Here is a 25400-nt window from a genome sequence, read left to right on the forward strand (position 1 = left end):
CGAACCGCTGCGCGAGCTGTTGACCAACCCGCCGCTGGAAAACTCGCGGCAGGAAGACAGCCACTGGCGCGAAACCCTGGTGAAGCAGGTGCAGCATTCCGAACTGGAACTGATCGCCAACTTCGTCGATATCCCGATGCGGCTGTCGAAAGTCCTGAAGCTGCAACCGGGCGATGTATTACCGATAGACAAGCCGGAACGCCTGATCGCCCATGTGGACGGCGTACCGGTTCTGACCAGCCAATACGGCACGTTGAACGGGCAATACGCCCTGCGTGTTGAACATTTGATTAACCCTATTTTGAATGCTCTGAGTGAGGAACAGCCCAATGAGTGATCCTAAGCAACCGTCTGGCGAAGGAAAGGAATCCGTAGACGATCTGTGGGCTGATGCGTTTAACGAGCAGCAGTCTTCAGAGAAATCCGGCGCGAGCACCGAAGGGGTGTTCAAGTCGCTGGAAGCTCAGGATGCGCTCGGCAGCCTGCAGGATATCGACCTGATCCTGGATATTCCGGTCAAGCTGACCGTGGAACTGGGGCGCACCAAGATGACCATCAAAGAGCTGTTGCGCCTGTCGCAAGGCTCAGTGGTGGCGCTGGACGGCCTGGCCGGCGAACCGCTGGATATCCTGATCAACGGTTACCTGATCGCACAAGGTGAAGTGGTGGTGGTGGCCGACAAGTTCGGCGTGCGCATCACCGACATCATCACCCCCTCCGAACGCATGCGTCGACTGAGCCGCTGATGACCGCCGCGGCGCCCGTTACCGTCCAAAGCACCCAACACCCCGCCGCGCCGGCCTTGCCGGCCGGTTCGGTGTTGATGCAGGTCAGCAGCGCGCTCGGCGGCATTCTGCTGCTGATCCTGCTGGCCGGTTGGCTGTTCCGTCGGCTGGGTTTCGCCCCGCAGGCGCGCAACAACAAACTGCTCAACCTGCGCGCCAGTTGTCAGGTCGGGCAGCGCGAACGCGTGGTGGTGGTGGAAGTCGACGACACCTTGCTGGTATTGGGCGTCACCGCCCAGCAGATCACCCCGCTGCACACCCTGCCCGCCCCGCCGAAAGACGAGGGCGCGGCCGACGCGGCGACACCGGCGGACTTCCGTCAACTGATGCAAAAAGTTCTGAAACGCCCGGAAAAATCGGCATGACCTCGACTCTTCATACCCTCGTCCGCCGCCCGGCGGTTTGGCTCCCCGCCGCCCTGCTGCTGATCAGCCCGGCGGCTTTTGCACAACTGCCGGGGCTGATCAGCCAGCCGCTGGCCAATGGCGGCCAAAGCTGGTCGCTGCCGGTGCAGACGCTGGTGCTGTTGACTTCACTGACCTTCCTGCCGGCCATGCTGCTGATGATGACCAGCTTCACCCGCATCATCATCGTGCTCGGCCTGCTGCGCAACGCGCTGGGCACGCCGTCGGCGCCGCCGAACCAAGTGATGCTGGGGCTGGCGCTGTTCCTGACCTTCTTCATCATGTCGCCGGTGTTCGACAAGGTTTATCAGGACGCCTATCTGCCGTTCAGCCAGGACAAGATCGGGCTGGAGGTCGCGCTGGATAAAGGCGCGCAGCCGCTGCGCGAATTCATGCTGCGGCAAACGCGCGAAACCGACCTGGCGCTGTACGCCAGACTGGCCAATCAGCCGCCGCTGGCCGGCCCGGAAGCGGTGCCGATGCGCATCCTGCTGCCCGCCTACGTCACCAGTGAACTGAAAACCGCCTTCCAGATCGGCTTTACGGTGTTTATTCCGTTCTTGATCATCGACCTGGTGGTCGCCAGCGTGCTGATGGCGCTGGGGATGATGATGGTGCCGCCGGCCACTATCTCGCTGCCGTTCAAGCTGATGCTGTTCGTGCTGGTCGATGGCTGGCAGCTGCTGCTCGGCTCGCTGGCGCAGAGCTTCTATTCGTAACCCCTGACCGGAGAACGCGAGATGACACCTGAATCGGTTATGGCGCTCGGCACCGAGGCGATGAAAGTCGCGCTGGCGCTGGCCGCCCCGCTGCTGCTGGCGGCGCTGATCAGCGGCCTGGTCGTCAGCCTGCTGCAGGCCGCCACCCAGATCAACGAAATGACGCTGTCGTTCATCCCTAAAATTCTGGCGGTGGTGGCCACCATCATCATCGCCGGCCCCTGGATGCTGAACCTGTTGCTGGACTACATGCGCACCCTGTTCAGCAACCTGCCTACCCTGATCGGCTGACCGTGCTCACTTTCGACAGCGCCCAGCTCACCGTCTGGCTAAGCCACTATTTTTGGCCGCTGCTGCGCATTCTGGCGCTGATCGGCACCGCGCCGATATTCAGCGAAAAGCAGATCAGCAAAAAGGTCAAAATCGGCCTTGGCGGGCTGATCGTCATTCTGATCGCGCCGACGCTGCCCGCCAGCAATATCCCGATCTTCTCCGCCGCCGGCCTGTGGCTGGCGATCCAACAGATTCTGATCGGCGTGGCGCTGGGATTGACCATGCAGTTCGCCTTCGCGGCGGTGCGCCTGGCGGGCGAAGTGATCGGCATGCAGATGGGCCTGTCATTCGCCACCTTCTTCGATCCCAGCGGCGGCCCGAACATGCCGGTGCTGGCGCGCCTGCTCAACCTGCTGGCGATGCTGCTGTTCCTCAGCTTTGACGGCCATCTGTGGCTGATTTCGCTGCTGGCGGACAGCTTCCACACCCTGCCTGTCCAAACGCAGCCGCTGAACGGCAACGGCTTCCTGGTGCTGACTCAGGTCGGCTCGCTGATCTTCATCAACGGCATGATGCTGGCGCTGCCGCTGATCTGCCTGCTGCTGACGCTCAACATGGCGCTCGGCCTGCTCAACCGCATGACGCCGCAGCTGTCGGTCTTCGTGATCGGCTTCCCGGTCACCATGACCTTCGGCATCATGACGCTGGGCATGATGATGCCGATGCTGGCGCCGTTCTGCGAACACCTGTTCGGCGAAGTGTTCGATCGATTGGCGGCGGTGATCGGCGGCATGACCTTCTGAATCCGGCGGCCCCTTCCTTCCCCCTCTTCCGCCTAAGACAAAATGGCAATAAAAACGCTTTCTTGGGACAAAAGCCTGAGAAACGGCTTTTATCCGGATTAAGGTTCAAATGTCTCCGGCGGCTTGAATAAATAAAACCCCGACCTAGAATAGACCCGGCAACAGAAATATCGCTTGTACCACGCTAGCCATCAGCGGCGATAAAAACGTTGACTCCCAAGTGAAAATAAAAAATAACGCAGTCACGCAGGGTTAAATGCGCGACAGATAACTTACACCCTGAATAAATGCGCCCGCCGGCTGCAGGGCGCAGCATCGACCTTTGCTAACCACAGGAGCGAGTTCATGATTAAAGCGAAAAGCAACCGCAAAGCACGCCGGTTATTCGGTTTGACCCACTGGAAAAGCAACAAGTTTAGAGTTTCGTTTACCGAGACGGCCGACGGCGGAAAATGGAAAGTGGAGAAGAAAAAGAAATAGCAGCGCTATTTATCGTCAGGAAAATAATACCCATCGCGATTTTTCCGCCACTGATTTCAATAATGCCGTTACGCATTAAACAGCGGTGACAATCTTATTATTACTTTCCTGATGAAAAAACGGCGCGTCACTCAGTCAGTAGTGGGAGAACGAGTGACGCGCCAAACGAGTGCGCCCGGTTTCAAGAAGCCTCCCTCCCCGCGGGGCGGAGAAGGCGTTTTCTAAGCGCACTAAAGGGAAACCCGTCGCGGTCAGGCAACGGGGTATTGCTCTTAACGATTCATCTGGAACAGCGACATGCCCTGCATATCGCTGAAGGTTTTATACGACGCCTGCAGCGCCGCCTGCTGCATGAAATAAGACGAGATAGACTCGGCCAGGTCGGCATCCGTCAACGCGCTCATCTGGATCTGGTTGGTCATGTCACGCTCTTTACCGATGCTGTCCAGTTGATCCATCTCCTGCAGCTGGCTGCCCAGCTCGGCGCGCACGCTCAGCACGTTGTTGTAGGAGTTGTCCAGGCCGCGGTTGGCTTTCGCCAGCGCATCGTTCACCTGCTGCTTGGTGGCCTCGTCGGCGCCCTGCAGCGGGGTTTTCAGCGCGTTCAGCGCGATATCGATGCTCTCGAATACGTTGCTGACCGGCGCGCTGCCGTCCGGCTCGGGCTTAGGGTTGCTGGTCAACGACATGAACACCGCGTTGCCGGTATGGCCGATGGTCATGGTGCGGTTGGCGTCCACTTTCTGCTGAACCGTCTTGTCGCCGCCCTGATAGCTGACGGTGCCGCCGTTATCGACGAACGGCGCCTTGTCGTTCACGTATCCGCCGAACATATAGCGGCCGTTGCCGTCGGTGCTGTTGGCCTGATTCAGCAGCTGATCTTTCAGCCCCTGCAGCTGGGTGGCCAGCGACTGGCGATCGTTATCGCTTTCGGTGCCGCCGGCGTTGACGATCAGCGCCTTCATGTCCGCGATGGTGGAGGTCGCGCCGGCCAATACCGTTTCTTCCATCGACACGTTCTGACGAGCGAAGGTGCGCGCCAGCGTGTACTGGCTGTTTTCCGCCTGCGATTGCGACAACATCACCGCGCGTGACGCCGCCAGCGGATCGTCGGACGGGTTGATCACCCGCTTGCCCGAAGAAAGCTGCTCGGCCGCCTTCATGAACAGCGACTGGTTGCCCGTGATGCCGTTCATGTTCTGTTGGTACATCATGCTGGTGCTCATGCGCATGCTGTGGGTTCCTTACTCTGAGCGACCGGCGCCGTTATCGGCGCCGATTAACAATGAAATCAACGAATATTCAGCAGCGCGTCGAACAGCGAGCTGGCGGTCTGAATCACCTGCGCGTTGGCCATGTAGTACTGCTGGAAACGCAGCAGCTCGCCATACTCTTCGTCAAGGTTGACGCCGGACATCGACTGCTGTTGCGCGCCCAGTTGCGTGACGATCTTGGCCTGCGACGTGGCGATGGCCTTGGCGGCAGCGGTCTGGTTGCCGACGCCGCTGACGATGCCGGCGTAAGCGCCGCTCAGGGTCGCCTTGCCGTCCACCAGGTTTTTGGTCTGCAGATCCAGCAGCTTCTTGGCGTTTTCGTTATCGCCGCGCCCGCTGTCGTCTTTACCGGCGGCGGCGATCTTGGACGAATCGGTGATGGCCACTTTCAGGTTGCCCGCCACGTCGCTGACCGGCTTCACGGTGAAGCTGTCTTTGGCTTGCGCATTGCCGTCGATGCTCACTTCCAACCCGTCGAAGTTCAGCGTCGGTTTGCCGTCGGCGCTGGTGCCCGGCGTCGCGTTGACTTTCACGTTGTCCGGCAGGCGGCTGACCTGCCAGTTGCTGCCGTCGAACTCGACGCGATAATCGTTGGCCTTCACCTTGCCGGTATCGGTGTAAGCGACCGACAGCGACGCGTCGCCGGTGTTGCGGGTGTTATCCACCACCCGGCCGCCGCTGAAGCTGAAGAAGTCGCCGCCCGCATCGCCGTTCAGATCGAAGCCGGCGCGATGCTGTTGGTTAAAGCTGTCCGCCATCGCCAGCGCCAACTGGCCCAGTTGATTGCGCACGCCGTCCAGCGTTTCGCTGCGGAATTTCAGCACGCCGCTCAGCGTGCCGCTGGTGATCTGGCCTTCCGGCACTTCGCTGGCGCCGTTGCCGCGGTTATAGCCGATGGTCAGACGGGAAGGATCGCTGCTGGAAGGCACGGCTTCCACCTGATAGGTGTTGCTGCCCTGCACCAGCGTCAAGCCGTTGGCGAAGGAGACGGTATAGGCGTCGCCGTCCTGCTGCGTGACCTGTACGCCCACCAGCTGGTTCAATTCGGTGACCAGCTGATCGCGCTGATCCAGCAACGCATTCGGCTCGCCGGCGGCGCTGCCGCGCAAACGGGTGATCTCGTCGTTCAGCTTGGCGATCTGTTGGCCGTAGCTGTTGATCTGCTGCGCCGTATCGCTGATCTGCTGATTAACGCCGTTATCCATGTCGCGCAGGAATTTATCGGTATTGTTGAACTGGTTCACCAGGCCGTTAGCCTTGCCCAGCACCGTCTGGCGCGCGGCGTCGTCACCGGCGTTGCTCACCAGGTTCTGCAGGTTGGTAAAGAAGTCCTGCATGTTGGTCGACAGCGGGTTGGTCTTGCTCGCCAACAGGTTGTCGATCTGTGAAATCTTCTCGTAATAGGCGTTTTGCGCCCCGAACGCGCTTTGTGCGCCGCGCAGCTGGTTGGTGATGAACTGGTTGTATTCGCGGTTGACGCTGGTGACGGTCACGCCGTTGCCGATAAAGCCGCTCATGGTGGCCATGCCGCCATTCTGCGCCAGGATCGCGGTCTGGCGGTTGTAGCCCGCCACGTTGTAGTTAGAGATGTTGTTGCTGACGGTACTGAGCGCCACCTGAGCCGCATTCAGCCCGCTCATCGCGGTATTGATTAAGCTATTGGACATCGGAATTCCTTATGCTGCGGCGCCGGTGGCCCACAGGGTTCTTAATTGAGCTGCTGAGCCTGTTCGCTCAGCCTGTTTCGGTTATCGGCAAAAATGAGAAGAACTTGAGGAAAAAAAGCGGCAATGCGGTCAGCATCCAGCGAGCCTCCATTACCGCCTATCCCCTAAATAATTGGCGCCGCAGCAAGACGACAAGCAAGGGAGACCCCGGGAGCTTGGTTAAGCCAAGTGACCGGGGCGAGCTTGTGCAATCAACGCCGCTGCGGCGTCAAGAATGACGGGGATTTAGAACAAATCGTTCAGATCGTGGGTATAGGCTTTCACCGCCTGCTCCCCCGCGTTCTTCATCTGCTGAATCACGCTGACCAGTTTGCTGGCGTACTGCGGGTCGGTGGCATACCCGGCGCGTTGCAGCGCATGCGCCGCCTGCTCCGGGCTGCGCGCAGCGGCCACATCGGCGTAGCGCGGGTTGTTGGTCAACAGCTTGACGTAATCGGCGATCGCTTCCACATAGGAACCGTAGACGCGGAACTTCGCCTTCACCTTCTTCGCCGCACCCTGTTCGAACTCGGTGGTGGTGATCTCCGTCACCGGCCCGTTCCAGCTGCCGCCGGCCTTGATGCCAAACAGGTTGTAGCTCGGCGTGCCGTCTGATGTCGGGATTTCGCGCTGCCCCCAACCGGACTCCAGCGCCGCCTGCGCGACGATCAGCTGATGCGGAATGCCGCTCTGCTGGCTGGCGACCTTCGCCGGTATCGACAGGCGAGCGACGAAGTTGCCGTTGTTGAGCGACAGCGGCGCGGCGGCCGGCGGGGCCTTCGGCATCGCCCGGCGCACCATTTGCTCCAGTGCCTGGTTCGGCAGCGTTTGCAGCACCTCGTTGTCCAGCGCCATCGGCGACAGGCCCGCCGTTTCGCTCGGCACCGCGTTGGCGTTGCTCATCTGCTTGACCATCATCTCGGCCAGCCCCAGCCCTTTTTGCGACATCTGCTGGGCGATTTGCTGGTCGTACATCGAGGTATACAGCCGCGTTTGGTCGCTGCTCAACACCCCGTCCTGCGGCAAGGCGGAACGCATGCTTTTCAGCATCATCTGCACGAACATGCCTTCTACCTGCTGCGCCACCTGCTTGAGGTTGCCCTGCGGGTCGACCGCCGCGTCGCGCTTCAGGCCGTTCAGCGCCTGGGCGTCATAGGCCGCGCCCGACATCGCCATCAGATCGCCGGCCATCAGATGATTTCCAGCTTGGCGCGCAGGCAGCCGGCGCTCTGCATCGCCTGCAGGATCGACATCAGATCGATCGGCGTGGCGCCCAGCGCGTTCAGCGCCCGGATCACGTTGTTCAGGTTGGCGCTGGCGTTCACTTTCTGCAGCGATCCGCCCTGCTGTTGCACCGAAATCTGGGTGTTAGGCGTCACCACCGTCTGGCCGCCGCCGAACGGCGTCGTCGGTTGGCTGACGGTGTTCTGCCGATCGACCACCACCGACAGGTTGCCCTGGGCGACGGCGCAAGAATCGAGGATCACATCGCGGTTCATCACGACCGAACCGGTGCGCGAGTTGATGATCACTTTGGCGTCCATCGCCCCGACGTTGACGGTGATGTTTTGAATCTCCGCCAGGAAGCGCACCTGAGAGCTGTTGCCCTGCGGCACCAGCACCTGGATCGTGCGGGCGTCGAGCGGCGTCGCGGTGCCGCCGCCGCGTTGGCGGTTGATGGCGTCGCTGATCTGCTGCGCCAGCGTGAAATCCTCGTCGTTCAGCTGAAGGTTGAGAACGCCGCCGCTGCCGAAGGTGGTCGGCAGCTCGCGCTCGATGGTGGCGCCATTGCTGATGCGCCCGCCCGCCAGCTGGTTGACCTGCACGCTGCTGCCGCCGGCCGCCGCGCCCGCGCCGCCGACCAGCACGTTGCCCTGCGCCAGCGCATAGACCTGATTATCCACGCCTTTGAGCGGCGTCATCAGCAAGGTGCCGCCGCGCAGGCTCTTGGCGTTGCCCATCGAAGAAACCACCACGTCGATGTTCTGCCCAGCGCGTGAGAACGGCGGCAGTTTGGCGGTCACCATCACCGCCGCCACATTTTTCAGCTGCATGTTGGTGCCCGGCGGCACGGTGATGCCCAGCTGCGACAGCATGTTGCTCAAGCTTTGGGTGGTGAACGGCGTCTGCATGGTCTGGTCGCCGGAGCCGTCCAGCCCCACCACCAGGCCGTAGCCGATCAGGGCGTTGTCTCGCACGCCCTGCACCGTCACCAGATCGCGGATGCGCTCCGCCGCCGCCGGCAAGCACACCAGCCCGACGCACAGCGCGATAAACCATTTTTTCAGCATCAGTCAATCCTTAGAACGGTGAAACATTTAAGAAGAAGCGCTGCAGCCAGCCCATGGTCTGCGCTTCGTTGATATAGCCATTGCCGACGTATTCGATACGCGCGTCCGCCACCTGCGTCGAGGTCACCGAGTTGTTGCCGCTGATGGTGCGCGGGTTGACGACGCCGGAGAAGCGGATGAATTCGGTGCCCTGGTTGATGGCGATCTGCTTTTCCCCCACCACGTGCAGGTTGCCGTTGGCCAGCACCTGGTTGACCGTCACCGTGATGGTGCCGTTGAAGGTGTTGTTGGCGTTGGCGCCGCCCTTGCCGCCGAAGGTGCTGTCGCCGGAAATGTCCATATCGGCGCGCGCATTGCCCAACAGGCCGTCGAGGTAACGCGGCGAGGTGGCGACGCCGAACTTGCTGGCGCCGTTGCGGCTGGCGTTGGCGGAGGAGCTTTTGCTGGCGCTGACGTTTTCCTGCAGCACGATGGTCAGGGTGTCGCCGACGTTGCGCGGCCGGCGATCTTCGAACAGCGGCTGATAGCCGTAGTTCATCGGCTGCACCGTCTGGAAGATCGAGCCGTTCGGCATCGGCGCGCTGGCCGGCGCGGGTTGCGCCGTGGTCGCGCCGTCCACTAGCGGTTTGTGCGGAATATAAGCGCAGCCGCTCAGCGTCAGCATCACCATTCCCGCCAGCCAGCGTTGTCCCTGCCGCGGCAGGATTGCCATCGAATATGTGGTTACCACGGGTATCGCCTTTGTTTCACGAAAGAGAATGACGGGCGCGGCATGCCTGGCCCGTCAAGGACAGATTACAGTTGCGTCAGCTTTTGCAGCATCTGATCGGAGGTCGATACCGCTTTGCTGTTGATCTCGTAAGCGCGCTGAGTCTGGATCATGTTGACCAGCTCTTCCGCCACGTTAACGTTGGAGGTCTCCACGTAGCCCTGATACAGCAGACCGGCGCCGTTCAGCCCCGGCGTGCTCTCGTTCGGCGCGCCCGAGCTTTCGGTTTCCTGATACAGGTTCTCGCCCACGCTCTCCAGACCGCTGTCGTTGACAAAGGTCGTCAGCGTCAGTTGGCCCACCTGCTGGGCGGCGGTTTGCCCCTGCTGGGTGACGCTGACGATGCCGTCGCGGCCGACGGTGATGGACAGCGCGTTCGCCGGAATGGTGATCGCCGGCTGCACCTGGAAACCGCTGGAGGTGACCAACTGGCCGTTCTGATCGATCTGGAACGACCCGTCGCGGGTGTAGGCCTGGGTGCCGTCCGGCAGCATCACCTGGAAGAAACCCTGTCCCTTGATGGCGACGTCTTTACTGTTGTTGGTTTGCGACAGGTTGCCCTGGCTGTGCAGACGCTCGGTCGCCACCGGACGCACGCCGGTGCCGATCTGCAGACCGGAAGGCAGCGTAGTCTGCTCGGAGGACTGCGCGCCCGGCTGACGCATGGTCTGGTACAGCAGATCTTCAAATACCGCACGCTGGCGCTTGAAGCCGTTAGTGCTGACGTTCGCCAGGTTGTTGGCGATCACGTCCATGTTGGTCTGCTGCGCGTCCAGACCGGTTTTGGCAATCCATAAGGATGGAATCATCGGTTATTTCCTTGCTGCTTAGCTCACTGAGAGCAGTGAGTTGGCACGCTGTTCGTTTTCATCCACGCTGTGGATGACCTTCATTTGCATTTCAAAACGGCGGGCGTTGGCGATCATGTCGACCATGGTCTCCATCGGCTTGACGTTGCTGCCTTCCAGCACCCCGGGCATCACCCGCACCTGCGGATCGTTTTGCAACTGATTGCCGCGCTGCTGTTGGGTTTCCGGCGTCAGGCGGAACAGCCCGTCGTCACCGCGCATCACTTCGCGTGCATCGGCCTTCACCAGCTTCAGGCGGCCGATCTGCGCGATGGTGTTCGGCGGATCGCCGGCGTTCAGCGCCGAAATGGTGCCGTCGGCCGCGATGGTGATCTCCGCCGACGGCGGCACCTCGATTGGGCCGCCGTCGCCCATCACCGGCATCCCCTGCACCGTCAACTGCCCGGTGGAGGAAATCTGAATGTTGCCGTTGCGGGTATAGGCCTCACCGCCGCCCGGCAGGCTCACCGCCAGGAAACCGTCCTGCTGCAGCGCCACGTCCAGCGGGCGCGCCGTGTAGTTCAGCGCCCCCTGGCTCATGTCGGCGCCCGGCGTCGACGCGGTTACCAATGTGCGGGTCGCCAGGCTCGGCCCGTCGACCGGCACCGCGCGCAATGCGGCGAGCTGGGCGCGAAAGCCCGGCGTCGACGCATTGGCCAGGTTGTTGGCGGTAATGGACTGCTGTTCCAGCGTTTGGCGCGCCGCGCCCATCGCGGTATAAATCGCGTGATCCATAACTCGGCCCTATCAGCGCAGGCTAACCAGCGTCTGCAGGATGGAGTCCTGCGTCTTGATGGTCTGGGCGTTGGACTGGTAGTTACGCTGTGCGACGATCATGTTCACCAGCTCCTGGCTCAGATCGACGTTGGAAGACTCCAGCGCGCCGCTGGTCAGCTTACCGAAGCCGCCGCCGCCCGACAGACCGACGCGCGGCTGACCGGACGCGCCGGTTTCCTGCCACACGTTATCGCCCTGCGACGCCAGCCCTTCCGGGTTGGAGAAGTTGGCCATGACGATCTGGCCCAGCACTTGAGTCTGCTGGTTGGAATAGATGCCCACCACTGTGCCGTCGTTGTTGATCTGGAAGTTGGTGTATTCACCGGCGGCATAGCCGTCCTGCGCCACTTTGCTCACCGAGTCGCTGCCCACGTTCTGCTGCATGCTGCCGGCGAAGCTCAGGGTGAAGTTTTGCGCCGGCGCGCCGTCTTTGGCGGCCATCGGGATCACCATGCTGAACTCGCCCGGCGCGCCGTTGGTGCTGGTGGTTTTGACCAGGTTGCCGCTGGTGCTGAACTCCATGGTGCCGGCATCCACCGGAGCCGCGCTGCCGTCCTGGGTGTAGACCTGCCACTTGTTGTCTTCGGTCTTCACAAAGTAGGCGTTGATGTTGTGCGCGTTGCCCAGCGAGTCGTAGGCGGTGATGGTGTTGACGTAGTTGTAGCTGTCCTGTTTGGTCGGATCGAAGGTCTTGTTCTCCGGCACTTTATGGGTGGACTTCAGGTTGGCCACCATCTCGCCGGAGGTGGACGCCTTGGCGTTCATCATGCCTTCAGGAATGCTCAGCGGCACCGGGTTGGCGCCCTGCTGGATGGTCGGCGGAGAGCCGGCCGCCGGGTAGCCGGTCAGCTGCAGGCCCTGCATGTTGGTCAGGTTGCGGTTCTCGTCCAGCTTGAACTGGCCGTTGCGGGTATAGAAGATGCCGCCATCTTTATCCTGCATGCGGAAAAAGCCGTTGCCGTTGATGGCCACATCCAGCGCGCGGCTGGTGCCGGTGGTGGTGCCGCCCTTGAAGTTTTGGGTGATGCCGGACACTTTGACGCCCAGCCCGACCTGCGAACCGGCGAACATGTCGGCGAAGGAGACGCTGCCGGATTTGAAGCCCGCAGTCGCGGAGTTGGCGATGTTGTTACCGATCACGTCCAGGTTGGTTGCTGCCGCGTTCAAGCCGCTGACTGCCTGAGAAAAGGCCATGTTATTCTCCGAATAGTGGTCAGGCTATCGTCCGATTGAGCCTGATGCTTGGGGTTATAAGATCTGTCGCACGTCTTCCAGGGTGGCGTTGCCCGCCAGGCCGAGATCCAGCTTGGCACCGTTGCCGTCGCGGATCACGCCGTTCACCAGCCCGAAGTGCAGGCTGCGCGCCACCAGTTGCTCGCCGTTGCCTTTGGCGTTAATCGCCACTTTGTAGGCGCCGTCGGGCGCGGTGGAGCCGTCATCCAGCGAGCCGTCCCAGGTGAAGGCGTGCACGCCGGCGGTCAGGCCGCCGATTTCAATGGTGCGCACCACCTGCCCGCTGGCGTTGGTGATGGTGGCGGTCACCTGATCGGCGGCGCGCTCCAGTTCCACGCCGAACGGCGTGGTGCTGACCTTGCCATCCTTGCTGCCGACCAGAATGTTGTTGCCTGGCACCATCACGCCGTGACCGATCAGCGCGGTGGCTTGCAGCGACTGGTTGCTGTTGATCTGGCCGGAGATCGACCCCAGCGTGGTGTTAAGCTTTTCGATACCCTGAACGGTGTTGATCTGCGCCAGCTGCGACGTCAGCTCGTTGTTCTGCATCGGATTGGTCGGATCCTGGTTTTTCAACTGCGCCACCAGCAGCGTCAGGAAGCTGTTGTGCAGATCCTGGCTGTTGGTATTTTTGCTGTTGTTACCGATGACGGTGTTATCCAACGACTCGTTGGTGGTTGCGGCAATAGCCATGGGAAGCTCCGGTTACTGACCCAGCGTCAGGGTCTTCATCATCATCGACTTGGTGGTGTTGAGCACCTCGACGTTGGCCTGGTAGCTGCGGGAAGCGGAGATGGTGTTGACCATTTCCCCTACCACGTCGACATTCGGCATGCGCACATACCCCTTGGCGTCCGCCAGCGGGTTGCCCGGCTGATACACCAGACGCTCGGGCGCCGGATCGTCCACCACCTGGGCGACGCGCACGCCGCCGGTCGGTTGCCCCGGCGCCGCCGCGACCTGGAACACCACCTGCTTGGCGCGGTAAGGTTCGCCGTCCGGGCCGGTCACGCTGTCGGCGTTGGCCATGTTGCTGGCGCTGACGTTCATGCGCTGGGATTGCGCCGATAACGCCGAGCCGGAGATATCAAAAATATTCAGTAAAGACATGCGCCTTATCCTTGTTGCAGCACGGACATCATCCCTTTGATCTGCCCATTGAGCAGCGTCAGGTCGGTCTGATATTTCAGGCTGTTATCGGCAAAGTTGGTGCGTTCGCGATCCATGTCCACCGTGTTGCCGTCCATCGACGGCTGGTCCGGCACTCGGAACAGCAGATCGAGCTGTGGCGGCTGCAGGGTCTGCGCCGGGATGTGGCGCGCCGCCGTCAGGTTGAGCGCCATGCCGTTGCCGCTGACGCGCCCCTGCTCCAGCACCTTGTTCAATTGGCTGGCGAAATCGATATCCCGCGCCTGATAACCCGGCGTGTCTGCGTTGGCGATGTTGGCGGCCAGAATTTCCTGCCGCTGGGCGCGCAAGTTCAGCGCCTCTTGGCCAAAGCGCAGAGCCGCGTCCAGTTTGTCGAGCATGCTCCCTCCGCGAGGTTAGAATTTGGAGTCGACAGCATAAACGCCCCCTGCGCCACCCTATCGCGGGAATAAACGCAAAATGGGGCGCTATTTATCTGCTTAGCCTGCGCGCGCTGCGGGTACACTTACGCGTATCCCGATGAAGCTTGAGAAGATGACGATGAAAGGTAAAATGCTGCTGCTTATCGGCCTGCTGTGCAGTCTGAACGCGCGCGCCGACGATCTGGCGACGCAAATCGAAAGCTTCATCCAGGGCAAGTTCAGCGGTGAACCGGTACAGGTAAAAGTGCGGGTGCGCACGCCGCCGAACCAATGGCCCGCTTGCGAACTGCCGCAGCTGTCGCTGCCGCCCAACGCGCGGATCGGCGGCAACGTCAGCATTTCGGCGCGCTGTGGCCAGGAGCGGCGTTTTATCCAGACGCAGGTGCAGGTGTTCGGCCGCTATCTCGTTTCGGCGCGCGGCATCAGCGCCGGCAGCCGGTTGACGGCGGCGGATCTGGCGTTGAAAGCAGGCCGGCTCGATACCCTGCCGCCGCGCGCGCTGACCGAAGCGGGCAAAGCGTTGGGCGCCGTCAGCCTGCGCAACATCAGCCCCGGTCAGCCGCTGACCCTCGCCATGCTGCGCCGCGCCTGGATTATCAAGGCAGGGCAACCGGTGCAGGTCAACGCACAGGGCGAAGGATTCAGCATCAGCGGTGCGGGCAAGGCGATGAACAACGCCGCCGCCGAAGACAGCGTGCGGGTGCGCATGGCCTCCGGGCAGATCGTCAGCGGCGTGGTCGGGGACGACGGCGCGATCCGTATTACGTTATAAAAAAGTAAAGGTTCCGCAAACCTTGCCGATAAGACAAATCAAGCAGCATTTTATTGGCCACCAGGGCCGCAAAACTTTCATTGCAGCGTCGTCGCCCGCGAGCGGTCACGGCGTAAACGGAGATGGACCATGAGTATCGATCGCACCCAGCGGTTACAGCCGGTTTCCACTGTGCAACCGCGAGAAACCCCGGCCGACAACCCGCTCCAATCGCGCAAGGCCGCCGTGGCGGAAACCGCCGTCAGCGGCACGCAGGTCAAACTGAGCGAGGCGCAGGCGCGCCTGATGCAGCCGGGCACCCAGGATATCGATATGGGTCGGGTCGAGGCCATCAAGCAGGCGATCCGCAACGGCGAACTGAAGATGGACGCCGGCAAAATCGCCGATGCGCTGCTGCAAGACGCGCAGAGCGATGTTCAATGGATCGCCGGACGCGACTGACAGCGCGCGGCGAGTAGCGGTAAAGGATAAGTCATTACTATGGAAAACCTGGCACAACTGCTGGACAAACTGTTGGAAACGCTGCAGGCGCTCAACGGCGTGCTGGAGGAAGAGCACGACTTGCTGTGCTCCGGCCAGTTGCCGGGCGTGGCCTTGCAGCGCGTCACCGATGCCAAAAGCCAACTGCTGGCGACGGTCGCTTACCTCGAGCAACAGCGCCTGGGGCAGGAAAAAACCTGCGGGCAACGCGCCCCCTATGCCAGCCAAGCGCCCCTGGCCGATCGTTGGCAGCGCGTTCAGTTGCTGAGCCAAACGCTGCGCGAAAAGAACCAGCACAACGGTCTGCTGCTCAATCAGCAGATCGACCATAACGCGCAGGCGCTGGCCATCCTCAGCAAAAACAACAAATCGCTGTATGGCCCAGATGGCCAGTCGCACGCCGGCAGCCTGCTCGGCAGAAAAATCGGCGTCTGACCTGACTCATTTCGCCCGGTGAGCCTATCACCGGGCGCGCGTTAACCGGCTTCTGCGCATCCCCTCGCATTTTCTCCCTATCACTCTTTGAATTCACTTAAGACTTTGCGCCAGGCTGCGCATGGCGTGAATTTGGCTGTTTCTTTCCCTTTGGCCGCTTGTCACCCTGTGGTTATTTTTAAACCACTTGAAATATACCCTTAACGGGTATAGATTCGCAGGGAGAGCGAATGGTCGACATTTATCTCACCAAAACCTTTCAGGGTTTTGCCGCACGCGAGCGCATCAGTGATGCCACGATAGTGAAAGCGGCGCGAGAGATGCAACATCAGCTGTACGACGCCAATCTTGGCGGTTGCGTATACAAAAAGCGCATCGCTCGGGCTGGTGCGGGCAAACGTGGCGGCTATCGGGTACTGATCGTTTTTCGCGATGAAGAACGCCTGTTTTTTATGCGCGGCTTTGCCAAAAGTGAGAGAGAAAACATCAGTACGGATGAGTTACAGGGATTGAAACATCTGGCTGCGCTGTATCTGGATTATTCGCCATTCAGACTCTACCAGCTGGTCAACAACAGGGAGTTACGGAGGCTAAGCGATGAGTAAAATTCTTGCCGAGATCCACCAGGAAGTTCAGGGGCTGCACCGCGCCGGTTTCGTCGACGACGTGACCATGCGCACCTTCGACATGCTGTGCCTGCGGCCGGTGAAGCAGTTCGGGCCGGCCGAGATCCGCGCGCTGCGCGAACGGGAAAACGTCAGTCAGCCGGTATTTGCGCTGTATCTCAACGTCAGCAAAAAAGCGGTGCAGAAATGGGAGCGCGGCGAAGCGCAACCGAACTCCGCCGCGATGAAACTGCTGACGCTGGTGGAACGCAACGGCCTGCAAATTCTGGCCTGATGTTACTGATAATTGACGATCACCTGATTGCCAATCACCCGCAGCGGCGGGTTCAACCCGCCTTGCGACTGCACGTAATAGATAAAGCGCAATTCCGCATTGGCCGGCTCGCCCTGCAGACCGTCACTGCTGCCGCTGCCGCCGCCCAGTGGAATGCAGCGGTTCACCGTACACAGCTGCGCCTGCAGCCCCACGGGCTCCGGCCCCAGCAAACGGTAGCGCCAGCTGACGCGGGTGATGCGCGCATGGGCATCCGGCAGCGCGTTCGGCGGCCGCAAAGCGGCGGATTCATCACGCATGCCGCCCTGTTCCAGCGTCACGCCCGCCCCTTCGGCCACCCAGGAGCCGGACACCGCATAGGCGGCGAGCGGCGCCAGCAAACAAAATACGAACAGACAGCGTTTCATCAGGCGGCTCCAATGGTCGAGGTCATGCGAATCTGGCGATCGTCGTTAATCTCCAGGTTGGACAGCACCACGAGCTGCGGCAGGCTGCGACGCAGGAAGCGCGCCAGTAAAGGACGCAGCGCATGGTTAACCAACAGCACCGGCGGCGCGCTGAGCATCTCTTGCCGCTGCAGCGCCTGGCGCGCCTGATCCAGCAAGCGATCGGCCAGCCCCGGCTCCAGGCCGCCGCCGCCCTGCAACGCCTGCAACAACAAGCGCTCCAGCTGGGTATCCAGCCCGATAACCTGAATCTCGCCGTTGCCCGGGAACCACTGCTGCGTGATCGCCCGGCCCAGCGCCACCCGCACCACGGTCGTCAGCTCATAAGGATCGCTCTGCACCGGGGCATGTTCCGCCAGCGTTTCGACGATGGTGCGCATATCGCGGATAGAGACGCGTTCGGCCAGCAGGTTTTGCAGCACCTTGTGCAACATCGTCAGCGACACCACGCCCGGCACGAAGTCTTCGGTCAGTTTAGGCATCTCCTGCGACACGCGATCCAGCAACTGCTGGGTCTCCTGGCGGCCGAACAGCTCGCTGGCGAACTGGCCGATCAGGTGATTGAGGTGTGTCGCCACCACGGTGCTGGCCTCCACCACGGTAAAGCCCTGGATCTGCGCCTGCTCGCGCAAGGCGCTGTCGATCCACACCGCCTCGAGCCCAAAGGCCGGATCGACGGTTTTGTCTCCCGCCAGCTCCCCAACGGCATTGCCGGGGTTGATCGCCAGCCAACGGCCCGGCTGCGCTTCACCGCTGCCGATCTCGACACCTTTCATCAGGATGCGATAGCTGGCTGGCGGCAGTTCCAGGTTGTCGCGAATGTGCACCACCGGCGGCAGATACCCCATGTCCTGGGCAAATTTCTTGCGGATCCCGCGGATACGCCCCAGCAGCTCGCCGTTCTGTTGAAAGTCGACCATCGGAATCAACCGGTAGCCCACTTCCATCCCCAGCGGATCTTCCAACTGCACGTCGGCCCAGCTGGCCTCGGCGGCCTGCGGATTCTCCGGCATCACCGGATCTTCCACCGTTTTCGGCGCCTGTTGTTCACGGCCGCGCAGCCACCAGGCCAGGCCCAGCAGAGCCGCGGTAAACAGCAGGAACACCAGGTTCGGCATGCCCGGCACCAGGCCCAGCAGGCCCAGCACCCCGGCGCTCAGCAGCATCACGCGCGGATTGTTGAACAGCTGGCCCACCATCTGCTCGCCGACATCCTGATCGGTCGCGACGCGGGTGACGATAACGCCGGCGGCGGTGGAGATCACCAACGCCGGGATCTGCGCCACCAGGCCGTCACCGATGGTCAGCAGCGTATAGCTTTCCGCCGCCGCCCCCAGTTCCATGCCGTGTTGCACGACCCCGACCAACAGGCCGCCAACCACGTTCAGCACCATGATCATCAGGCCGGCGATGGCGTCGCCGCGCACGAATTTACTGGCGCCGTCCATCGAGCCGTAGAAGTCGGCCTCCTGGGTCACTTCGGCGCGGCGTTTCTTCGCTTCGTCTTCACCGATCAGGCCGGCGTTCAGATCGGCGTCGATCGCCATCTGTTTACCCGGCATGCCGTCCAGGACGAAACGCGCGCCCACTTCGGCGATACGCCCCGCCCCCTTGGTGATCACCATGAAGTTGATTAACACCAGGATGATGAACACCACGATGCCGATGGCGAAGTTGCCGCCCACCAGGAAGTGGCCGAAGGCTTCCACCACGCGGCCGGCGGCGGCGGAACCGGTATGCCCCTCCAGCAAGATGATGCGCGTCGACGCGACGTTGAGCGACAAACGCAGCAACGTGGAGAACAGCAGGATGGTCGGGAAAGCGGCGAATTCGAGCGTGCGCTGGGTGAACATCGCCACCAGCAGCACCATGATCGACAGCGCAATGTTGAAGGTAAACAGCAGGTCGAGGATAAACGCCGGCAACGGCAACACCATCATCGACAGAATCAGCAGGATCAGCACCGGGCCGGCCAGCACCTGCCACTGCGTATCTTTAAAATTGCCCGGCAAACGAAGCAGGGAGGCCAAATTAGCCATCAGAGTCACTCTCTCTTGCAAAATCCAGTGCTTCCGGCACCGGTAAACGTTCAGGTTTTTTCGGGATCAGGCCGCCCTCGCGCCGCCAGCGGCGCAGTTGGTATACCCAGGCCAACACTTCGGCGACCGCGGCATACAGGGTGGCCGGAATATGCTGGCCGATCTCGCTGTGCCGATACAGCGCACGCGCCAGCGGCGGCGCTTCCAGCATCGGGATGCGGTGCTCCGCACCGAGCTCGCGAATGCGCAGCGCGATTTCACCGGCCCCTTTGGCCAGCACTTTCGGCGCACTCATTTTTTTGTCGTTGTACTGCAACGCGACGGCGTAGTGAGTCGGGTTGGTGACGATCACGTCCGCCTTGGGCACATCGGCCATCATGCGGCGCCGGGCGATCGCCCGCTGCTGCTGACGAATGCGCCCCTTGACGTGCGGGTCCCCTTCCTGGTCTTTGAATTCGTCGCGAATATCCTGCTTGGTCATCTTCAGCTTTTTGAAGTGGCTCCACAGCTGGTAGAACACGTCAAACGCCACCATCGGCGTCAGCCCCAGCACCACCAGAAAACCGCAGAACAGGATCATCTGCAGCGCATTGCCCAGCGCATCGAGCGGCTGCTGAGTCATCAGATGCAGCATCGCCGCCCAGTTGTGCCACAGATAAAGACCGGTGACCCAACCGACCAACGTCGCTTTCAGGATCCCTTTCAGCAGCTCGGCCAACACCTGGCTGGAAAAAATGCGCTTCAACCCGGACAGCGGGTTCAGCCGCTTCATGTCGAATTTAATCGACTTGCCGCTGAACAGAATGCCCCCCAACAGCATTGGCGCGGCGAGCGCCACCAGCACCAATCCCGCCATGATCGGCAGTAGCGCCAGCACAGCCTGTCGCAACAGCATGCCGAGCTGGCGAAGCATCTGCTTGTCGTTACTGACCATGCCGTGGTCAAAGTTCAGACCTTGCGTGAGCATCGCCGCCAGCTGTTGCGCCATGTTGCTGCCGGACATCAGGATAATCGCCAGGCCGGAGAGCAGCATCAGCACCGAGGTCAGCTCGCGGGAGCGCGGGATCTGGCCGTCTTCACGCGCCTTCTCCAGCCTGTGGGGCGTGGGGGCCTCGCTTTTTTCCAGATCGCTGTCTTCAGCCACGAAACGCCGTTCCTGTATCGGGAGGGTAAAGAATGGCGGTCAGCATGCCAAAAAATTGGCGATGTCATTGGCGGAACAACGGGGAAAAAGACGGGTTATTTAGGGGATGAGACGAAAACTGCGTGGCTTGTTGTCGGGGCGCGCCGTCGCGCGCCCCGAAAAGCCTCAGAAACCGAGGCTGTCGAGCAGATCGTCGACCTGCGCCTGGTTGGCGATCACGCCGACGCCGTTCTGGTCGAGCTGCGGGCCGTTCAGCAGGCTGTCGTTCGGCCGTTTTTCCTTCACCGGCTGCTCCGGCATGTTTTCCATCAGCACCATCAGCAGCTGCTTTTCGATCTCCTGCACCACGTCCATCATGCGCTTGATCACCTGGCCGGTCAGATCCTGGAAGTCCTGCGCCATCATGATTTCCAGCAGTTGGGCGTTGGTGAAGGCCGTATGGCCCGGCACCTGATCCAGATACTGACGCGTGTCGTTGACCAGAGAACGCGCGTCGTCCAGTTCGATGGGATTGGCGAACCACTCGTCCCAGCGCCCTTTCAACGCGTTGGCACCGGATTCCAGCTCCGCCTGGCGCGGTTGCGCCGCCTCCACGCAGTTCAACGCCCGTTCCGCCGCCTGCGCCGTCATGGTTACGACATAGTCAAGACGGTCGCGCGCATCCGGGATCGCCTCTGCCGCCTGGGCGATCGCCTGATCGAGCCCCAGTTCGCGCATGCTGTCGCGCAGCATTCGGGTCAGTTGGCCGATGCGGGAGATGATCTCTCCCGCGGTCGCTGCATCGCTGGCAGGCATTGGAATGTCTCTCATCGCCCTCTCCTTACATGCCCAATTTTTCAAAAATCTTGTTGAGCTTTTCTTCCAGCGTCGCCGCCGTAAATGGTTTCACTACATAACCGCTGGCGCCGGCCTGCGCCGCCGCGATGATATTTTCTTTCTTGGCTTCCGCCGTCACCATCAGTACCGGCATCGCGGCCAGCGCGCTGTCGGCGCGGATGGTTTGCAACAGCTCGAGTCCGTCCATGTTCGGCATGTTCCAATCGGACACCACGAAGTCGAAACCACCGGCGCGCAGCTTGTTCAGCGCATCCGCGCCGTCTTCAGCCTCTTCGACATTGTTGAAGCCCAGCTCTTTGAGCAGATTTCTGACGATGCGGCGCATGGTGGAGAAGTCGTCCACAACCAGAAATCTGAGGTTTTTGTCTGCCATTGTTACTCCTGAAATAGTTAACCGTTTAATGATGTAACACCGCAGGCCGCCGCGCGGCGAACCTGGGTCATATCGCCGCCGGGTAGGCCCTGCGGACTAAAATCAAATGCGCAATGCCTGGCCGCCGGCGATCTGCGCCAGCATGCGCTGGCTCATTCTGTCCAGCTCGACCACTTCGCTGACGCCGCCGCTGGCGATCGCCTCGCGCGGCATGCCGAACACCACGCAGCTCGCCTCGTTCTGCGCCAGGGTATAGGCCCCGGCGCGGTGCATCTCCAGCATCCCCGCCGCCCCGTCGTTGCCCATGCCGGTGAGGATCACCCCCACCGCATTGCGGCCGGCGTATTGCGCCACCGAGCGGAACAGCACGTCGACCGACGGGCGATGGCGGTTGACCGCCGGGCCGTCATGCAGCTTCACCTGATAGTTGGCGCCGCTGCGCGTCAGCTCCAGGTGGCGATCCCCCGGTGCGATGTAGGCGTGGCCCGGCAGCACGCGCTCGCCGTCCTCCGCTTCTTTCACCGTGATCTGGCACAGCTTGTTCAGCCGCTCGGCGAACGAACGGGTGAATCCCGGCGGCATGTGTTGAGTGATCAGCAGCGCCGGGCTGGTGGCCGGCAGCGGCTGCAGCACCTGGCGAATCGCTTCGGTGCCGCCGGTGGAAGCGCCGATGGCGATCAGTTTTTCACTGCTCAACAGCGGCGCATGGCTGAGGATCGCCGGCGCCGGGCTGCTTGAGCGCTGCGGCAGGCGCGCTCTGGCGGCGGTACGGATCTTCTCGGCAATCAGCTCGCTGTAGGCCAACATGCCCTCGCGAATGCCGAGCTGCGGTTTGGTGACGAAGTCCACCGCGCCCAGCTCCAGCGCGCGCAGCGTGATTTCCGAGCCTTTTCCGGTCAGCGAAGAGACCATCACCACCGGCATCGGCCGCAGGCGCATCAGCTTCTCGAGGAAATCCAGCCCGTCCATGCGCGGCATCTCGACGTCCAGCGTCAGCACCTGAGGATTAAATTTTTTGATCAGATCGCGCGCCACCAGCGGATCCGGCGCGGTCGCCACCATTTCCATGTCGGCATGGCCGTTCACGATTTCCGTCATCAGTTGGCGCATCAGTGCCGAATCGTCTACGCATAACACTCTGATTTTACTCATTACCTCTCCTTGGTCAGCCCATACACGGTCTGCCCACGCAAGTAGAAATCCCGGCTGATCTGGCTGAAATTCTCGGAGTGGCCGGCGAACATCAGCCCCCCCGGCTTAAGCAAGGGAACGAAGCGGCGCAGGATGCGCTCCTGCGTCGCCTTATCGAAATAGATCATGACGTTGCGGCAAAAAATGGCGTCGAATTGCCCCGGCAGCGCCCACTCCGGCGCCAGCAGATTCAGCGGCTGAAAGTTCACTCGCGCCGCCAACTCCGGCCGCACGCGCACCAACCCCTGATGCGGCCCGGTGCCGCGCAGAAAATAGCGCTGCATTTGGGTCGGCGTCAGGGTGCGCAGATCTTCCTGGCGGTAAACGCCCGCCTCCGCTTTTTCCAGCACCTGCGTATCGATGTCGCTGGCCCAGACCTGGCAACTGCCGGCCCGCTGACCCAATGCATCGCTCAGCGTGATGGCGATCGAATACGGCTCTTCGCCGGTCGAGGCCGCGGTGCTCCAGACGCTGTAGCCGTTCGGCCGCGAGCGCGCATGTTCCGCCAGGATCGGGAAGTGATGCGCCTCGCGGAAAAAGGCCGTCAGGTTGGTGGTCAGCGCGTTGATGAACGCCTGCCATTCCGCGCTGTTAGGATCGCTTTCCAGCAGCGCCAGGTAGTCGCCGAAATCGTGCAATCCCAACAGCCGCAGCCGGCGCACCAGGCGGTTGTAAACCATCTCGCGCTTATGCTCCGCCAGCACGATGCCGGCGCGTTGATAAATCAACTGGCTGATACGGCGAAAATGCACGTCCGACAGCGGCAGACGCTGCACCATTTGCGTCAACATCGACGCTGTATCCCGGTTAGAAGTTGACGGCGCCTGTTTCATGCCGCCTCACCGGAGAAAAACGTGCTGCTTATGCGGTTTAACAATCTTGGGCTTCCTTTACCACGGGTGAAACTGCGTTGCTGCTGTTACCTGACGCGACGAAGTTATCGTCCGCCAGACGGAATACCGCGACTGCGTCGGCCAGGGTAATGGCCTGCTCTTCCAGCGCGGTGGCGGCAGAAGCGGATTCTTCCACCAGCGCGGCGTTCTGCTGGGTGACCTGATCCATCTGGGTCACCGCCTGCGTCACCTGCTCGATGCCGCGGCTCTGTTCATCCGATGCCGAGGCGATCTCGCCCATGATGTCGGTTACGCGCGTCACCGAACGCACGATGTCCTGCATGGTGGCGCCGGAATTTTCCACCAGCACCGAGCCGTGTTTGACGCGGCTGACCGATTCGTCGATCAGCACCTTGATCTCTTTCGCCGCCTGCGCGCTGCGGCTCGCCAGGTTGCGCACCTCGCCGGCGACCACGGCGAAACCCCGCCCCTGTTCGCCGGCGCGCGCCGCTTCCACCGCCGCATTGAGCGCCAGAATGTTGGTCTGGAAGGCGATGCCGTCGATCACGCTGGTGATGGCGCCGATTTTCTGCGAACTGTTGGCGATATCGTGCATGGTGGTGACCACGTCTCCGGCCAGTTCGCCGCCCTTGGCCGCGGTGGCCGAAGCGTCGCGCGCCAGCTGAGAGGCCTGCCGCGCATTGTCGGCGTTCTGTTTCACCGTCGCGGTCAGCTGTTCCATGCTGGCGGCGGTTTCTTCCAGCGAAGCGGCCTGCTGCTCGGTGCGGGAAGAGAGATCGTTATTGCCTTCGGCGATCTCCTGCAGGCCGATCAGAATCGACTCCGCACCGTCGCGCACCGCGCCGACGGTGCCGATCAGCGACTGCTGCGTGCGTTGCAGGCTGGCGAACAACATGCTGATTTCATTGCGACCATACACTTGAATCGGCGTCGCCAAATCGCCGGCGGCGATGCGTTCAAAGTGGCTGCGGATTTGGTTCAGCGGCTGTACCAACATGGTGCGCAACCACCACATGGCGCTGCCGGTCACCACGATCAGCATCAAGACCGCCCCCGCCAGCATCAGGCCCGCCAGCGTGAAGGAGAATTGGTTGGCGTCTCGAGCCTCGCTGATGTCGCCGTTGACCAACTGCAAATACTGCACGAAGTCAGCCTCAAACAGGTCCTGGGTTTTCTGCGTCGGCTGATCCATAAACGCCTGCAGCTCGCCCTTTTCCAGGAAACCGATCAGTTCACGCAGCGCGCCGCGCAGCCGCTCGTAGCTGGCCTTGGTGGTGGCCGTCTGCTGGTTCTGCTGTTCACTGCTGCGTTCAACCGCCATGAACTGATTGAAATAGAGGTCGGCCTTCTGCAGCGAACTGCGGGCGCTGCTCATCAATTCGTTCACCTGCTCCTGCGGCAGTTTCAGCGCCGCGCGGGTGCCGGCGCGGTTCAGCGTATTGCGGGCCTGCAACAGCGACACCCAGCTCAGGCTGAGCGAATCGCGCTGCTGGCTGCCGAGGGTGATGATGTCGAGGTTGTGGTTATCGGAGCGAAACGCGGAATACGACAGGCCGCTGCTGGCCAACTGCAGAACGCAGAAGGTCATCAACAACAGGAACAAGCTGGTAGAGATACGGATTCGGTTAAACACTGTGAACCTCCTTGCAGCCGGCCGGCGACCGGCCTACGTAGGGAAAAGGGCCTCTGCGAGAGAGGCCCGATACCGGTCAGAACGTTTCCCAGTTATCCTGCAGATCGCTGGCGTTCATTTTCTTATGATTGATTACCGGTGTTACCGGCGCCTTGCTGGTGACAGGCGCCTTAAACTCTTCCTGGCCTTCCGACCTCAAGCGGAATACCGCTACCGACTGGGTCAGCATGCTGGCCTGTTCTTCCAACGCCGCCGCCGCCGAGGCGGATTCTTCCACCAACGAGGCGTTCTGCTGGGTGACGCGGTCCATTTCCGCTACCGCCTGGCCAACCTGATCGATGCCGCGGCTCTGCTCGTCCGAAG

At 61.6% G+C, this 25400-nt stretch carries 31 protein-coding genes and 1 pseudogene; 12 read left to right on the forward strand and 20 right to left on the reverse strand.

The genetic code is table 11. The features are described 5' to 3' along the window. From ADK28_RS08170 to sra, 7 genes are all read left to right on the forward strand, one after another. Window positions 1–337, forward strand: a 337-nt coding sequence (locus ADK28_RS08170; RefSeq protein WP_048795388.1) for a FliM/FliN family flagellar motor switch protein, incomplete at its 5' end; no start/stop codon positions are given. Beyond that, window positions 330–746, forward strand: a complete 417-nt coding sequence (fliN, locus tag ADK28_RS08175; RefSeq protein ID WP_004934799.1) for a flagellar motor switch protein FliN — start codon at window positions 330–332, stop codon at window positions 744–746. The genes ADK28_RS08170 and fliN, both read left to right, overlap by 8 nt. Then, window positions 746–1150, forward strand: coding sequence for a flagellar biosynthetic protein FliO (fliO, locus tag ADK28_RS08180; RefSeq protein ID WP_033640029.1), 405 nt, complete (start codon window positions 746–748; stop codon window positions 1148–1150). Before fliN ends, fliO begins: the two co-directional genes overlap by 1 nt. Beyond that, window positions 1147–1908, forward strand: a complete 762-nt coding sequence (fliP, locus tag ADK28_RS08185; protein ID WP_004934802.1) for a flagellar type III secretion system pore protein FliP — start codon at window positions 1147–1149, stop codon at window positions 1906–1908. Before fliO ends, fliP begins: the two co-directional genes overlap by 4 nt. A 21-nt stretch (window positions 1909–1929) precedes the next feature. Continuing rightward, window positions 1930–2199, forward strand: coding sequence for a flagellar biosynthesis protein FliQ (fliQ, locus tag ADK28_RS08190; RefSeq protein ID WP_004934803.1), 270 nt, complete (start codon window positions 1930–1932; stop codon window positions 2197–2199). 2 nt (window positions 2200–2201) lie between these two features. Continuing rightward, window positions 2202–2984 (forward strand): flagellar biosynthetic protein FliR, encoded by a 783-nt coding sequence (gene fliR, locus ADK28_RS08195; RefSeq protein WP_048795389.1) that lies wholly within the window; start codon window positions 2202–2204, stop codon window positions 2982–2984. Between the two features lie 345 nt (window positions 2985–3329). After that, window positions 3330–3464 (forward strand): stationary-phase-induced ribosome-associated protein, encoded by a 135-nt coding sequence (sra, locus tag ADK28_RS32425; RefSeq protein WP_087763075.1) that lies wholly within the window; start codon window positions 3330–3332, stop codon window positions 3462–3464. Window positions 3465–3736: 272 nt separating this feature from the next. Here sra and flgL read toward each other — a convergent pair whose 3' ends face one another. The 11 genes from flgL to flgB form a co-directional block, all read right to left on the reverse strand. Continuing rightward, on the reverse strand, window positions 3737–4696 hold the full coding sequence (gene flgL, locus ADK28_RS08200) for a flagellar hook-associated protein FlgL (protein WP_016927302.1): 960 nt from the start codon (window positions 4694–4696) through the stop codon (window positions 3737–3739). Between the two features lie 59 nt (window positions 4697–4755). Beyond that, window positions 4756–6405 (reverse strand): flagellar hook-associated protein FlgK, encoded by a 1650-nt coding sequence (flgK, locus tag ADK28_RS08205; RefSeq protein WP_016927301.1) that lies wholly within the window; start codon window positions 6403–6405, stop codon window positions 4756–4758. A gap of 285 nt (window positions 6406–6690) precedes the next feature. Continuing rightward, entirely contained in the window at window positions 6691–7635 is a 945-nt protein-coding gene (flgJ, locus tag ADK28_RS08215; protein WP_048795390.1) for a flagellar assembly peptidoglycan hydrolase FlgJ, read from the reverse strand. Further along, entirely contained in the window at window positions 7635–8735 is a 1101-nt protein-coding gene (locus tag ADK28_RS08220) for a flagellar basal body P-ring protein FlgI (protein ID WP_004934816.1), read from the reverse strand. The genes flgJ and ADK28_RS08220 overlap by 1 nt, the downstream gene beginning before the upstream one ends. A 10-nt stretch (window positions 8736–8745) precedes the next feature. Continuing rightward, window positions 8746–9447, reverse strand: coding sequence for a flagellar basal body L-ring protein FlgH (gene flgH / locus ADK28_RS08225; protein ID WP_004934817.1), 702 nt, complete (start codon window positions 9445–9447; stop codon window positions 8746–8748). 83 nt (window positions 9448–9530) lie between these two features. Continuing rightward, complete coding sequence (gene flgG, locus ADK28_RS08230) at window positions 9531–10313, reverse strand: flagellar basal-body rod protein FlgG (protein ID WP_004934819.1); 783 nt, start codon at window positions 10311–10313, stop codon at window positions 9531–9533. Between the two features lie 18 nt (window positions 10314–10331). Next, window positions 10332–11087, reverse strand: coding sequence for a flagellar basal body rod protein FlgF (locus tag ADK28_RS08235; protein ID WP_016927299.1), 756 nt, complete (start codon window positions 11085–11087; stop codon window positions 10332–10334). 12 nt (window positions 11088–11099) lie between these two features. Next, window positions 11100–12323 carry a flagellar hook protein FlgE gene (flgE, locus tag ADK28_RS08240; protein WP_016927298.1) on the reverse strand — a complete coding sequence of 408 codons (1224 nt, stop codon included), beginning with the start codon at window positions 12321–12323 and terminating at the stop codon, window positions 11100–11102. A 54-nt stretch (window positions 12324–12377) separates the two neighbouring features. After that, window positions 12378–13055: a flagellar hook assembly protein FlgD gene (gene flgD, locus ADK28_RS08245; RefSeq protein WP_016927297.1), complete on the reverse strand. Its 678-nt coding sequence runs from the start codon at window positions 13053–13055 to the stop codon at window positions 12378–12380. Window positions 13056–13067: 12 nt separating this feature from the next. After that, a complete protein-coding gene (flgC, locus tag ADK28_RS08250) occupies window positions 13068–13472 on the reverse strand; it encodes a flagellar basal body rod protein FlgC (RefSeq protein ID WP_004934826.1) in 405 nt (134 codons plus the stop codon). 5 nt (window positions 13473–13477) lie between these two features. Then, window positions 13478–13891 carry a flagellar basal body rod protein FlgB gene (flgB, locus tag ADK28_RS08255; RefSeq protein ID WP_015378256.1) on the reverse strand — a complete coding sequence of 138 codons (414 nt, stop codon included), beginning with the start codon at window positions 13889–13891 and terminating at the stop codon, window positions 13478–13480. 160 nt (window positions 13892–14051) lie between these two features. Between flgB and flgA the strand changes: the two genes are divergently transcribed. From flgA to ADK28_RS08280, 5 genes are all read left to right on the forward strand, one after another. Beyond that, window positions 14052–14705: a flagellar basal body P-ring formation chaperone FlgA gene (gene flgA, locus ADK28_RS08260; protein WP_048795391.1), complete on the forward strand. Its 654-nt coding sequence runs from the start codon at window positions 14052–14054 to the stop codon at window positions 14703–14705. A gap of 129 nt (window positions 14706–14834) precedes the next feature. Next, the gene (gene flgM, locus ADK28_RS08265; protein WP_016927295.1) at window positions 14835–15146 is read left to right on the forward strand and encodes a flagellar biosynthesis anti-sigma factor FlgM; all 312 of its coding nucleotides are present in this window, start codon (window positions 14835–14837) and stop codon (window positions 15144–15146) included. A gap of 39 nt (window positions 15147–15185) precedes the next feature. Further along, window positions 15186–15620, forward strand: a complete 435-nt coding sequence (locus ADK28_RS08270) for a flagella synthesis protein FlgN (protein WP_016927294.1) — start codon at window positions 15186–15188, stop codon at window positions 15618–15620. Window positions 15621–15850: 230 nt separating this feature from the next. Next, window positions 15851–16225, forward strand: a complete 375-nt coding sequence (locus tag ADK28_RS08275; RefSeq protein WP_033640023.1) for a type II toxin-antitoxin system RelE/ParE family toxin — start codon at window positions 15851–15853, stop codon at window positions 16223–16225. Continuing rightward, complete coding sequence (locus ADK28_RS08280; RefSeq protein ID WP_015378258.1) at window positions 16218–16520, forward strand: helix-turn-helix domain-containing protein; 303 nt, start codon at window positions 16218–16220, stop codon at window positions 16518–16520. The genes ADK28_RS08275 and ADK28_RS08280 overlap by 8 nt, the downstream gene beginning before the upstream one ends. 2 nt (window positions 16521–16522) lie before the next feature. Here the strand turns inward: ADK28_RS08280 and ADK28_RS08285 are convergent, their stop codons facing one another. From ADK28_RS08285 to ADK28_RS08325, 9 genes and pseudogenes are all read right to left on the reverse strand, one after another. Further along, window positions 16523–16927: a flagellar protein FlhE gene (locus tag ADK28_RS08285; RefSeq protein WP_033640022.1), complete on the reverse strand. Its 405-nt coding sequence runs from the start codon at window positions 16925–16927 to the stop codon at window positions 16523–16525. Continuing rightward, window positions 16927–19005 carry a flagellar biosynthesis protein FlhA gene (gene flhA / locus ADK28_RS08290; protein ID WP_048795392.1) on the reverse strand — a complete coding sequence of 693 codons (2079 nt, stop codon included), beginning with the start codon at window positions 19003–19005 and terminating at the stop codon, window positions 16927–16929. The genes ADK28_RS08285 and flhA overlap by 1 nt, the downstream gene beginning before the upstream one ends. After that, window positions 18998–20149, reverse strand: coding sequence for a flagellar biosynthesis protein FlhB (flhB, locus tag ADK28_RS08295; protein ID WP_033640021.1), 1152 nt, complete (start codon window positions 20147–20149; stop codon window positions 18998–19000). Before flhB ends, flhA begins: the two co-directional genes overlap by 8 nt. 165 nt (window positions 20150–20314) lie before the next feature. Continuing rightward, on the reverse strand, window positions 20315–20959 hold the full coding sequence (gene cheZ, locus ADK28_RS08300) for a protein phosphatase CheZ (RefSeq protein WP_004934858.1): 645 nt from the start codon (window positions 20957–20959) through the stop codon (window positions 20315–20317). Between the two features lie 10 nt (window positions 20960–20969). Continuing rightward, complete coding sequence (gene cheY / locus ADK28_RS08305; RefSeq protein ID WP_004934862.1) at window positions 20970–21359, reverse strand: chemotaxis response regulator CheY; 390 nt, start codon at window positions 21357–21359, stop codon at window positions 20970–20972. Window positions 21360–21461: 102 nt separating this feature from the next. Beyond that, complete coding sequence (locus ADK28_RS08310; RefSeq protein WP_015378262.1) at window positions 21462–22511, reverse strand: protein-glutamate methylesterase/protein-glutamine glutaminase; 1050 nt, start codon at window positions 22509–22511, stop codon at window positions 21462–21464. Further along, complete coding sequence (gene cheR / locus ADK28_RS08315; protein WP_025159837.1) at window positions 22511–23383, reverse strand: protein-glutamate O-methyltransferase CheR; 873 nt, start codon at window positions 23381–23383, stop codon at window positions 22511–22513. Before cheR ends, ADK28_RS08310 begins: the two co-directional genes overlap by 1 nt. A gap of 37 nt (window positions 23384–23420) precedes the next feature. Next, window positions 23421–25037, reverse strand: a complete 1617-nt coding sequence (locus tag ADK28_RS08320; protein WP_033640017.1) for a methyl-accepting chemotaxis protein — start codon at window positions 25035–25037, stop codon at window positions 23421–23423. A gap of 76 nt (window positions 25038–25113) precedes the next feature. Then, window positions 25114–25400, reverse strand: a pseudogene (locus ADK28_RS08325) (methyl-accepting chemotaxis protein II); the annotation flags it as partial.

It is taken from the genome of Serratia sp. 506_PEND (assembly GCF_001076875.1).
In the GTDB taxonomy this organism is placed as follows: domain Bacteria; phylum Pseudomonadota; class Gammaproteobacteria; order Enterobacterales; family Enterobacteriaceae; genus Serratia; species Serratia marcescens.